This is a genomic window from Falsochrobactrum shanghaiense (genome assembly GCF_003149535.1).
In the GTDB taxonomy this organism is placed as follows: domain Bacteria; phylum Pseudomonadota; class Alphaproteobacteria; order Rhizobiales; family Rhizobiaceae; genus Brucella; species Brucella shanghaiense.
In genome coordinates, this window is record NZ_QGDB01000003.1 from 317779 (window position 1) to 329896 (window position 12118).

The following is a 12118-nucleotide window of genomic DNA, read 5'->3' on the forward strand; positions in this document are numbered from 1 at the left end:
GCGCCGGAAATTTCCGGCGCTTTTTTTTATAATCCTGTCTCGAAACGCAATCCGTCATAGCCGGGCTCGACATGATCCGGCGTTTCACGCATGACCGTCTCGTAATCGAGCGGCACATGCATATGGGTCAGGATCGCACGCTTCGGGGCGAGTTCCTCGATCCATTCGAGTGCTTCGGCCAGAGAAAAATGGCTCGGATGCGGGCGATATTGCAAGGCATCGATAATCAGCACTTCCGCGCCGCGAATATATTTGAGGCTTTCTTCGGGAAACGCACTCACATCGGTGCAATAGGCAACGTCGCCGATGCGGAAACCAAGCGATTCAATATCGCCATGCACCTGCGAAAACGGTTCGAAACGTATCGGCCCGCCTGCCCCGTCAATCGAGAACGGGGTTTCGGGTGCAATGCCATGCATGCACAGGATCGGCGGGTAATTCGAGCCGGGCGGCGTTTCAAAGCAATAGCCGAAAGCCTCGAACAGCCGGTTGCGTGTCAGCCTGTTGGCATAGACATCCATCAGCCGCCCGTTTTCCACGACATAGGTTCGCAGATCATCGATGCCATGAATATGGTCTGCATGCGGATGGGTATAGACAGCCGCGTCGAGCGAATGCACATCGGCATCAATCATCTGGCCGCGAAAATCCGGCCCCGTATCGATGACGACGACGGTGCTGTTTCCGCTTTCATCGAAGCGTTCGACCAGAAGAGACGCGCGGCGGCGGCGGTTTTTCGGGTTTTTGGGATCACAGCTTCCCCAATCGCCGTTGATGCGCGGCACACCGGGCGACGAACCGCAACCCAGAAGCGTGAAACGCAGACAATTGCGGGGCGACACCACGATTACCGCCCCTCAACCGGTGCGGGCATCTTGGAGAAAAGCCGGAAGACATTGGCGCTGGTGATGCGGGCGATTTCTTCGCGGCTCACGCCGATGGTTTCAGCCAGAACTGCCGCTGTGTGCTGCACGAAGGATGGCTCGTTGCGCTTGCCGCGATGGGGCATGGGCGCAAGATAGGGTGCGTCGGTTTCCACCAGCAGGCGGTCATGTGGCACAATTGTTGCCACTTCCCGGATTTCCGCAGAATTCTTAAATGTCAGAATACCCGAAAACGAGACGTAACCGCCCAATTCAACGCCTTTTTCAGCGAGCGCACGCCCCGATGAAAAGCAGTGCAGAATGAAAGGGAAAGCTCCCTTTTCCATCTCGCTTTCAAGGATAGCGGCCATATCCGCATCGGCATTGCGCGCGTGAATAACCAAGGGCAATTGGGTCCGCCGCGCGGCCTCGATATGCACCAGAAAACCCTGTTTTTGTGCTTCCGGCGGTGCGTAATCGTAATGATAATCCAGCCCCGCCTCGCCTATTGCCACCACTTTGGGATGTTCCGCCAAGCGCACGAGATCATCGGCGGTCACGTCGAGTTCTTCATGCGCATTGTTGGGATGGGTGCCAACGGAGCAATAAACGGCGTCGTAGGCTTCTGCGAGCGCGCGGATCGTATCGAACTTCCTGACCCGCGTGCAAATCGTAACCATACGCCCGATGCCCGCATCGAGCGCGCGCTGTATCACAGCATCGCGCTCCGGTTCGAAATCGGCAAAATCCAGATGGCAATGACTATCGACCAGCATGTTTCACTCAGTTCTGCTCGTCAGCATCCACGAAACGCGGGAAGACCGGCTGCGGCGCTGGCAGTTCCGTTCCTCCGGCAAGCGGGCTTGCCGCAATATCCACAAATTGCCGTTTGTCGGCCGGGATCGCCAGAATACCGAGAAGCTTTTCAGCCGATTGCGGGATAAAGGGCTGCACCATAATACCGACGCGGCGGATCACTTCAGCCGTCACATAAAGCACGGTATTCATGCGCGCGGGATCGGTCTTGCGCAGCGCCCATGGCTCCTGCCCGGCGAAATAGCGGTTTGCTTCCGCAACGACAGCGAAGATCGTGCCGAGCGCCAGATGCAGCGCCTGATCGCCCATCGCCCTGCGCGCGCTTTCGAGCGCGGCACCCGCCTGATCGAGAATTGCCTTGTCGGCGTCAGAAAAATCGCCGGGCTGTGGAACCTTGCCTTCGCAATTCTTGGCGATCATCGAAAGCGAACGCTGCGCGAGGTTGCCCAGATCATTGGCAAGATCGGCATTGGTGCGGTTGACGATCGCCTCATGGCTATAGCTGCCATCCTGACCGAAAGGCACTTCGCGCATCAGGAAATAGCGCAACTGATCCAGCCCATAACGCTCGACTAGATCGAAGGGATCGATGACGTTGCCGACCGACTTCGACATCTTCTCGCCGCGATTGAACAGGAAGCCATGCGCGAAAACGCGCTTTGGCAGTTCGATCCCCGCCGACATCAGGAATGCCGGCCAATAGACGGCGTGAAAACGCGAAATATCCTTGCCGATCACATGCGCATTCGCGGGCCAATAGGCCCATTTATCGCTATCCGTATCGGGATAACCAAGTGCGGTGATGTAATTGGTCAGCGCATCGACCCACACATACATGACGTGTTTTTCATCGCCCGGCACCGGAATACCCCAGTCGAAAGTCGTGCGCGAGATCGACAGGTCTTTGAGGCCCGATTTTACGAAGCTTACGATTTCATTGCGGCGCTCGGCGGGCATGATGAAGCCCGGATTCTTCTCGTAAAGGTCGAGAAGCCTGTCCTGATAGTCCGACAGGCGGAAGAAATAGCTTTCTTCCTCAACCCATTCGACCGGCGTTCCCTGCGGACCGTAGCGCACGCCATCCTCACGGAGTTCGGTTTCGTCCTCGCCGTAATAGGCTTCATCGCGTACCGAATACCAGCCGGCATAGCCGCCTTTATAAATGTCGCCATTGGCGGCCATTGCTTGCCAGATAGCCTGGCTTGCCTTGTAATGGCGTTCTTCCGATGTGCGTATATATTCATCGTGCGAACTGTTGAGCATGCTGCCCATGCGCTGGAACGCCGCCGTATTGCGGTCGGCCAGTTCGCGCGGCGTGATGCCTTCCTTGCGGGCGCTTTGCAGCATCTTGATACCGTGCTCATCCGAGCCGGTGAGGAAATAAACGTCCTTGCCGTCAAGACGCTGGAACCGCGCCAGAGCGTCAGTCGCAATCAACTCATAAGCATGTCCGATATGAGGCTTGCCGTTCGGGTAAGCAATCGCGGTGGTGATATAGAATTTTTCACGGCTCATTGTGGACCCGGTCTTTCGATGATTGAAAACGCATCCGAAGGATCGCCAGACGCGCAAATAGAAAATTCGTCAGCGGTGACATAACGCATGTCGGCGATCATGTCACGCCAGCGAAGGCGCTCCAGATTGAAAAGCACGATAGGTTTTTTGCAGGAGGATCAAAACCGCCTGCCTGCGGTCGAGATTATAGGTCTCCGCCTCGGAAGTTTCGCGGACAAGATCGCCCCAAAGGCGCGACCATGCTTCTGCATCCCGCAATTGACCCGATTGCGCAAGGCCGAGCGCCTGCGCTGCCACACGCCCCATGAGATAGTCGCGAAACAACCCGTATTGCACTTCCGCCTCGCGGCCGCTCACCGCGCCTGCCAGCGTTTGCGCCTTTGCAAGATCGAATACCGGGCCGCCCAATATAGCATCCACGGTATCGGAAATTTCAATCCCGCCATAGGCGGACAAAAGCAAAGCATTGCGTACACTGCCTTCCGATCTCTCCAGCAGCGAGGGCGTAATCGTATCGGCATCCAGTCCGATAGAAGAACCGATACGGGTTACTGCATCCCTCAGCGCGATCTCATCCAGCGGCTTGAACTGCATACTCTGGCAACGGGAGCGAATCGTGGGCAGAAGCCGTCCCGAGGAATGCGAAACCAGAATGAAAAGCGCGCGTGCAGGCGGTTCTTCCAATGTCTTGAGCAAAGCATTGGCCGCGTTGCGGTTCATATCGTCTGCCGGATCGACAATGACGATTCGCCACGCATTATCCGACGCCGTACGGGTAAGAAAATGCGTCACCCGCCGAATTTCCTCGACCGGAATGCCTGTCTTGAATTTAGCTGTCTTTTGATCGAAGGGGCGGTTGATATGCAATATGGCCGGGTGCATGCCACCCGCGATCTGACGCCATAACGGCTTGCTGAAATCCGGAATGATAATTTTCTCCGGCGCGCGCGCTGGATCGGGATGCGCAAGCATATGCCCCGCCAGATGAAATGCCAGCGTGGCCTTGCCTATCCCCTGCGGGCCTTCGAAAAGCAATGCGTGATGCATTCGGCCTTCACGATAGGCCTGCGCAAGAAATGCCGCGATCTCGTCATGTCCGGTAATGTAATCGCTTGCGGAGGGACCAGCGACGCCTTCGATGGAATCATGTGCTTTGGGGATTTCCAGTCCTTCGATCACAGAAGTCCCCTTTTCTTCAAAGTTGCATCTGCGACCATGATGATGTCGTTTGAAATTTCACTCACGCTTCGATCCGCATCGATCACCTTGCAGCGGTGAGGCTCGGCTTCGGCAATTGCCAGAAATGCCTGACGCCGCGCTTCATGCACCCCAATGTCTTCCTTCTCGAAGCGGTCTGCCGCATCCTTTCCACGGCGTTTTCCCGCACGGGAAAGTCCTTTTTCCGCCGGAATATCCAGAATGATCGTCAAGTCCGGCATCATGCCATCGATGGCGATACGCTCGATTGCAGCCATATAGGTGTCATCGAGATTGCCGGTTACACCCTGATAGGCGCGGCTCGAATCAATGAAGCGGTCGCAAAGCACAATGCGCCCTTCAGCCAAAGCCGGTCGGATGAGTTGATCGACATGATCGGCACGGGCAGCAGCAAAAAGCAGCGCTTCCATGGCAGGTCCATATTGCTCGGCATTGCCGCTCAATATGACATGGCGGATGGCTTCGGCGCCTGCCGAGCCGCCCGGCTCACGCGTGATCAGCGGATCAAGACCAAGAGCGCGCAGGTGCTCCGCGAGCAAAGCAATCTGGGTGGATTTCCCCGCCCCTTCCCCGCCTTCAAATGTAATGAACAATCCGCTCACGCTGGTTTCCGCATCAATGAACTCACGCCGAACAGGCTTGCCCTGTTTATCGGCGTTTGCACGCAAGGTCGAGCGTTTAGAAATATTTCCTCAGCCAGCCCGTCGCAAGCTCGAATGCAGCCCCCATCGCGCGCTGCGACAGGCTCCCCATTACAACCGGCTGTGCCGTGAAGAGTGGGATTTGCCGCACGATATTGCCGTCGAGTTCAAACTGCATCGAGCCTATCTGCTTATCTGCCTCCAAAGGCGCATGCAGCGGCCCATCATATAAAATGCGCGCTTTCAGCCTGTTGCGTCCTTCTTTTGGCAAAAGAAGCTCGACGTCAGCGTCCACTTTCAGCGCGACATGGTTGAGCGCGCCCCCGAAGACCTGCGCTTCGCCTACGCGTTCGTTAGCCGCATAAATATGAACCTTGTCGAAGGCGTTCATTCCCCATTCTATGAGCTTTCTGGCCTCTTCCTCGCGCTCCCTGGCGCTTGCAAGGCCGCTCATGGCGAGAAAGAGCCTGCGGCCATGCTGTTGCGCCGAAGCAACCAGTGCATAGCCGGATTCTTCCGCAAAGCCGGTGCCCATTCCATCTGCACCGACTTCCAGCCGCAAGAGCGGATTGCGATTGCGCTGGAAGATATTGTTCCAGGTAAAGGCCGGCTGCGCGTAATATGGGTAATATTCGGGGTAGGAAGAATGAATATGGCGGGCAAGCTTCGTCAGGTCCGAAAGCGTTACCGCCTGTCCTTGAGCGGGCAAGCCCGTCGCGTTTACAAAGCGGGAATCGCGCAACCCCAGCTCGGCCGCGCGATCATTCATTTTGCCGGCAAAAGCCTGCTCGCTGCCAGCCAGCCCTTCTGCCAGAACGATGGCCCCATCATTCGCTGCCTGCACAATCATACCCTGAAGGAGATCGGCGACGGTCGGAGTCGATTTGATACGCGCGAACATCGTCGATGTTCGTGACGGTGCACCGCCTGTTCGCCATGCATATTCACTGACCGGATAGGCTGTTTCCAGAGTGATCTGGCCGCCTTTAAGCGCATCGAAAACAATTTCCGCCGTCATAAGCTTCGCCAGTGAAGCCGGAGGCACTTTTTTATCCGGATTTTTGGACAAAAGGACGGTGTCACTGCCATCATCGATCAGCAGAACCTGCGGTGCCTTGGTGGGAAATCCGTCACCTTGAGCGGTTTCAGCCTGGACAGGAAAAATGCTCGCCGCCAGCAGAGCCGCGGCGATTGCTGCAAGGTTTATATTTTTTGACAAAAGCCCCATAATTCACCACGTCGCCAGCAAGCCGGGCAAGCTTGCGCAGCATATCGGATGAAAATCAATCGGCACGGACGATAAATGCATCCACTGCACCGGCTTTCCATGCTGCCCGCAGCAGATCGTCATTGCCGCCCTGTTCTGCATAAGCCGCCAATTCATAGACTTCGCCGTTCTGGGTGGGGATTTTCGTCCGCGTCACCTTGGCGAATCCGGGCAGCGCCTTTTCGATCCGTAGCGCATCGTTGAGCGTTGCGAATAAGCCAAGCTCGACATATTCGCGCTGCTCTTCAGCATTCCTGCGCTTCCATGCATCGGATACGGCGCTTGCGGTCAGGATGTGGCCATAGGCCTTCTCCTGCGTAGATGTTGCAGCATCCCAGCGCTCGGCGGCGTAGCCTGCCAGGCCCGCCACATGAGCGATATTGGCGCTGGCAATACCGAAACCCGGAGCCGGGCGTTGCGATGGCACCGGCACATTTGCTGGCAGAACGGGTATTTCGCCAAACGTATCGCCATAGGCCGGATTAATCTCGAAAGGCGAGTTCTGCGGCACAGGTGCTGATACCGGCATAGCCGCCATTGCGGGAGAGATGGGCGTCGGGCCGTTCATCGCCATCATGACGCCCGTTGCAGGCCGGCCGATCATATCGCTATTGCCCGGCTGGTAGGATGCCATCAGATAGGAATCATCATTTCCATCCAGCGGCGCACGGCCTACATATTCCACTTTCACACTGGCTGTACCATGGTGCTTATAATCGAGCAGTTCGGCGGCTCTTTCTGAAAGATCGATAACGCGGTCGCGTTCAAAAGGTCCGCGATCATTGACGCGAACAATGACCGAACTGCCATTTGCGACATTAGTAACGCGCGCATAGCTGGGCAGCGGCATGGTTGGATGCGCGGCCGTCAGGTGCGTCATGTCATAAATTTCGCCATTGGCGGTCAAACGGCCATGAAAAGCGCTGCCATACCAGGAGGCTCTTCCTGTTGCGGCGTAATTCTTGTTTTCCTTGGGATAGTACCAGCGGCCTTTGACCTGATAGGGTTTACCGATCTGGTCGCGCCCACCGCCGCGGGGCAGAGGCTTACCCTGCGCACTCGTGACACGAGGACTGGCCTTCACGCCATATTTGGATTCGGGAAAATATTCTTTCGACTGCTTTTTCTTCGTCTTTTGATCTGGAGAACCCGCGCAGCCCGCCAAAACCACAGCCAAAGCAGCCAGACTCAGCGTGGTGGTTGCTCCCCAACTTCTCCGCCAACGATTTGAACTCATACGCAACACGCCCGCAACCCAATTAGAGGAACCCGACTTGTCCCAAACTTTTAAAATTATTGATCTCACTGAATCATTGACGGATCATTAATATATTCGCAGAACCTATCATTGGATCGACCCTGCGCGCAATTACGCTATGCGCCTTCGAGCGGCCAAACTCCTAAATGAACATTCTTGTGTCAATCCCGGAACCTTCATCTGACTGATCCGTTATATGAGTGGCTCTTATGACCTCCGAGCCAGTCACCTAACGTCATGATCTTGGCCCGCTTCTTTGTCAAGCGGGCCATTTTTTTCAGAACGATATGCTGAATCCGACTATTGAGCGGGCTGCGGCCTGTACACATTGATGGCATTCCGGCGCAGGCGAAAATGGGCGGGCGTCCACGTCGACAGTTCGCCATCCGTATTCACGGGGCGCGGTTTCTTCGTCTTGATTACAACTTCAGTCGTGGAAAAGGTCCGCACATCATCCCATTTGGACTGCGTCCCCTCGCGCAGGCTGGGCAGCAGTTTGAGCAGTTTCCACCAGTGATCGATCTCAAGGCTATAAAAATCGAGCAGCCCGTCATCGATGGCGGCATCTTTTTTGACCGCCATGCCCCCACCGTAGAATTTTCCATTCCCCACCGACACCTGAAATGTCTTCATCTTCTCCGTCATGCCATCATGCTCCAGATAAGCGGTGAAAAGTTCTGAACGCATCAGGATACGAGCCGCCGTAATGGCATAACCAAGCTTTCCCCATTTCTTTTTTGCATCGGCACTCAATTGGCCGGCCAGATCTGAACTAAAGCCGATACTCGCGACATTGAAATAAAGATGACCATTCACCTCACCCAGATCAACCGGATGCGATGCATAGGTCGGCAACCGCCGCGCAGCTTCAGCAGGATCTGCAGGTATTCCAATGGTGCGCGCAAAATCATTCGCTGTTCCGAGCGGCAATATGGCAAGCGGAAGCCCCGTTTTAACAAGGCCCTTGGATGCAGCGTTCAAGGTTCCGTCGCCTCCGCCAATAATAACCAGATCGATCCCTTCAGTTGTCTCAATAATATCGGAAATGGCTGCATCGCCCTGAGGTGACTTTTCGATCAGGGAAATGCCGCCCTCCTCCAGGATTGATCGCATATGAGGATTAAACCCTTTGCCATTTCGGGCATTGGGATTGACGATAAGCAGTGCGCTACGCTTGGAAAGTGGAGCCATGAATTACCTGTTATCCGAGTAGATACCGATCAACTCAAATGGGCTTTTTTGTATAAATATCGAGAGAGGGAGCGATAAATTCTTTGTGCCCGCTGTCCCGATCCTGAAGTTTGCGTCCGGTTTCCTGCCCTGAGGAAAATCGGTCGGACGCTTATTGACAAGCGCTGGCATGCACGCGAAGAAGAGAGGCTGCCACGCAGATTTTTCAAAGCGGGTATGATGTAATGGTAGCCTGTCAGCTTCCCAAGCTGAACGCGCGGGTTCGATTCCCGCTACCCGCTCCAATTCTGCCCACGTCCTAAGCCGATGTCGAATGCCTGTGCTTCGGATTGTCATTCGATCTTGCGCGCTACAGATCGCTAGTGTGCCGGGGTTTCGGCACTGTGCCAAAATTGTGCCAACAAATAGCTAAATCCCGACAGCCATCTTCGCGATGTAGTTAATTCTTTGATTTTATTGATTTTATGGCGCACCCGACAGGATTCGAACCTGTGACCTCTGCCTTCGGAGCAATTAATAGCAGTCTATCCGAAACGTGCGATGGACTACGCTATAGTGCGATAAGGCACTGAAATAACTTTACTTTCCAGCGCATCACGACGGAAAAACGTAACCGGCTCTACGCTGTGGTTTTCCCCCATGTGCTTACGTGGTGCTTACGCGAGAGCCCGACTGGAAAGGATCGATTCCATGCCAAAGATATCGAAACGGCTTGTTGAGAGCGCCATAACCAAGCCCATCGACTACGTCATCTGGGACGATGACCTGCCCGGATTTGGATTGAGAGTCTTCGCGTCGGGCAAGCGCAGCTATGTGATCCAATATCGAAGCAACGGATCTTCCCGGCGTTTCACCATCGGCCTTCACGGCATCTGGACGCCCGAGACTGCACGACGCGAGGCGAAGGCACAACTCGGGCGCGTGGCTCAAGGCGACGATCCGGCGGAAGAAAAGCTGGAGGACCGAAATGCCATGACGATCAAGGAGCTTTGTGAACGCTATATCGGCGATCTCCATGCGGGTCTTATCCAGGGCAAACGCGGTCGGCCCAAGAAGCCAGCAACAATCACTACCGATATTGGCAGAATCAATGGCCACATCATCCCAATCCTCGGCAAAAAGCGCGTGCGCGATCTGAGTAAGGCTGATGTGACGAAGATGATGAACGACATCCTGATCGGGAAAACGCGCGCAGTCAGGAAGACCAAGAACCTTCGTGGTAAATCCATTCTTCGCGGCGGACCAGGGGCAGCAAGTCGTACTGTCGGCTTACTCGGCGGGATTCTTACCTATGCGAATGACGCCGGGATTGTGGATCGAAATGTTGCCCATGGCATCAAAAAACCCAAAGATCAGGTTCGAAACCGGCGTTTAAGCACCGCCGAATATCGGGAGATGGGCGAGGCGCTGAGGCGAGCGGCAAGTGACCCTGATCTTGCTATGATGACCGACATAGTGCGTCAGATTGCTCTGACCGGGTGTCGGCGCAGCGAAATCATTGGTCTGCGGTGGAGCGACGTGGACCTCTCGAACAGTTGCCTACGACTGTCGGATTCAAAGGAAGGTGCATCAATCCGCCCGATTGGCCTTGCGGTGGTCGAATTTCTGGAGATGCAGCGCGAAGTTACTGCGGGAGATTATGTGTTTCCTGGATCGCGGGGCGGCAAGGCGTATGGTGCCTTTCCTAACAAGTGGAAGAAGATCTTCGCCGGGACTGCACTTGAGACGATCACCGCCCATGTCCTTCGGCACAGTTTTGCGAGCATTGCCAATGATCTTGGCCTCAGCGAGATCACAATTGCGGCGCTCCTTGGTCATGCTAACAGTTCGGTGACCAGTAAGTATGTCCATACGCTGGACAACACGCTCGTCATGGCAGCCGACACCGTCTCCGGGTATATTCAAGGTCTGCTGGACGGCAAGGAATTCAAGCAAACGGCCTATGCCTTTGACAGATGCGCGAGAAAGGCATCTCTCGAGCAGTTTCTTCAGGATGTCACAGGGTAGTTTTCCTAGGCCTTAGGCGAGGCTAGATTGCCCCCCTGTCAGAAGCTGATGCCGTTTTCTCCAATCCTTAAAAAGTAATACCGTCTGCAGGCGGAAGATTAGTGAAAACAACTCTCCGGCAGACGTGGGTGACGTATTTTGTCACCCACGTCTGCGAACCTGTTCTTATTGAAGGGTAGACGATTCGTAGCACCTGCGGCGCTCCAGAACCATGTGCTCTTCAGTTGGGAACGCAGGATCGGGAGAGCTTGATGAATTTCACGCATTACAATCTGGGGCACGTCGAACGGGGCAGTGTCGTCGTGGTGACGCTCAGTGGCAGCGCGGCCAACGTCCGCCTCATGGACAGTTCAAACTTCAATAGCTACAAAGCTGGTCGTCGCCATAGTTATGTCGGAGGGCTCGCGAAACGCTCTCCCGTGCGTCTGCCGGTGCCTAATTCCGGCACTTGGCATGTTGCAGTCGACATGCAGGGTCTTCGCGGATCGGTGCGGTCCGGGGTTCAGGTGGTCCCGGCTGCGGCGTTCAACCCTTTGCCCACGATCAACGAGGCACCGCTGCGCAGTGTCCCCACACTCGTCCGCGACGTCGATGATGATCTCGCGCCGCCGCCCGAGGCACCCGATGGTCGAGTGTTCGACGTTTTCATCTCCCATGCGTCCGAAGATAAAGACGAGGTCGTCCGACCATTGGCGAATGCACTGCGCGAAGCCGGATTGTCGGTTTGGTATGACGAGTTTGAATTGAGGATCGGTGACAGTCTTCGCCGCAAAATCGACCGAGGTCTGGGAAGCAGCCGTTTCGGCGTGGTGGTGTTGTCGCAGGCGTTCTTTGGCAAAGGGTGGCCTGAATACGAGCTCGATGGGCTCGTCACCCGCGCCGTGTCGGGCGAGCAGATACTACTGCCGATTTGGCACAACGTCTCCAAACGCGAGGTGATCGGTTACTCGTCTTCGCTTGCTGATCGACTGGCGCGCAGTACCACCACCCACACCGTTGAAGAGATTGCCGCGGAAATCGCGGACGTCGTGCGCTTGCCAAACGCAGCGTAACGCCCGATGCACCAGGAGAGATCCAGATGAAAAAGCAGGTTGAGGATGAATGGACCGGCTGGGACGGTGACACCATCGTCCGGCTGACTGACGGTTCGGTGTGGCGCCAGGAGGAGTATCATTATGAATATCGCTACGCCTACCGCCCCTCGGTAACTCTGTCCGGCAACATCATGCATGTCGAGGGCATGAGCCGCGGCATCCGCGTTCGCCGGATCGACTAGGAGAACAACGCGAATGCAGACAAGCATTGTAGGATCCTGGACACCACAAGCTCCGGTACAACATTA

11 protein-coding genes and 1 tRNA gene are annotated in these 12118 nt (G+C 55.6%); 4 read left to right on the forward strand and 8 right to left on the reverse strand.

The window, feature by feature from the left end:
- Positions 1-26: 26 nt before the first annotated feature.
- The 8 genes from DKP76_RS09275 to DKP76_RS09310 all read right to left on the reverse strand — a co-directional run bounded on the left by DKP76_RS09275 (position 27) and on the right by DKP76_RS09310 (position 8769).
- Positions 27-845, reverse strand: a complete 819-nt coding sequence (locus DKP76_RS09275; RefSeq protein ID WP_109706173.1) for an MBL fold metallo-hydrolase — start codon at positions 843-845, stop codon at positions 27-29.
- A 2-nt stretch (positions 846-847) separates the two neighbouring features.
- Positions 848-1639 (reverse strand): TatD family hydrolase, encoded by a 792-nt coding sequence (locus DKP76_RS09280; protein ID WP_109706174.1) that lies wholly within the window; start codon positions 1637-1639, stop codon positions 848-850.
- Between the two features lie 7 nt (positions 1640-1646).
- Entirely contained in the window at positions 1647-3194 is a 1548-nt protein-coding gene (gene metG, locus DKP76_RS09285; RefSeq protein WP_245410191.1) for a methionine--tRNA ligase, read from the reverse strand.
- A gap of 102 nt (positions 3195-3296) precedes the next feature.
- Positions 3297-4373, reverse strand: coding sequence for a DNA polymerase III subunit delta' (locus tag DKP76_RS09290; protein ID WP_109706176.1), 1077 nt, complete (start codon positions 4371-4373; stop codon positions 3297-3299).
- Entirely contained in the window at positions 4370-5014 is a 645-nt protein-coding gene (gene tmk / locus DKP76_RS09295; RefSeq protein WP_109706521.1) for a dTMP kinase, read from the reverse strand. The genes DKP76_RS09290 and tmk overlap by 4 nt, the downstream gene beginning before the upstream one ends.
- Before the next feature lie 76 nt (positions 5015-5090).
- Positions 5091-6281 (reverse strand): D-alanyl-D-alanine carboxypeptidase family protein, encoded by a 1191-nt coding sequence (locus DKP76_RS09300; RefSeq protein ID WP_109706177.1) that lies wholly within the window; start codon positions 6279-6281, stop codon positions 5091-5093.
- A gap of 55 nt (positions 6282-6336) precedes the next feature.
- Complete coding sequence (locus DKP76_RS09305; RefSeq protein ID WP_109706178.1) at positions 6337-7557, reverse strand: septal ring lytic transglycosylase RlpA family protein; 1221 nt, start codon at positions 7555-7557, stop codon at positions 6337-6339.
- Positions 7558-7878: 321 nt separating this feature from the next.
- On the reverse strand, positions 7879-8769 hold the full coding sequence (locus DKP76_RS09310) for a lipid kinase (RefSeq protein ID WP_109706179.1): 891 nt from the start codon (positions 8767-8769) through the stop codon (positions 7879-7881).
- Between the two features lie 210 nt (positions 8770-8979).
- Here DKP76_RS09310 and DKP76_RS09315 point away from each other — a divergent pair.
- The 4 genes from DKP76_RS09315 (at position 8980) to DKP76_RS09330 (ending at position 12052) form a co-directional block, all read left to right on the forward strand.
- Positions 8980-9053 (forward strand) — tRNA-Gly (locus DKP76_RS09315).
- 406 nt (positions 9054-9459) lie between these two features.
- A complete protein-coding gene (locus DKP76_RS09320; RefSeq protein WP_109706180.1) occupies positions 9460-10776 on the forward strand; it encodes a tyrosine-type recombinase/integrase in 1317 nt (438 codons plus the stop codon).
- A gap of 251 nt (positions 10777-11027) precedes the next feature.
- Complete coding sequence (locus DKP76_RS09325) at positions 11028-11828, forward strand: DUF1883 domain-containing protein (RefSeq protein WP_109706181.1); 801 nt, start codon at positions 11028-11030, stop codon at positions 11826-11828.
- A gap of 26 nt (positions 11829-11854) precedes the next feature.
- Entirely contained in the window at positions 11855-12052 is a 198-nt protein-coding gene (locus DKP76_RS09330) for a hypothetical protein (protein WP_109706182.1), read from the forward strand.
- Positions 12053-12118: the final 66 nt, after the last annotated feature.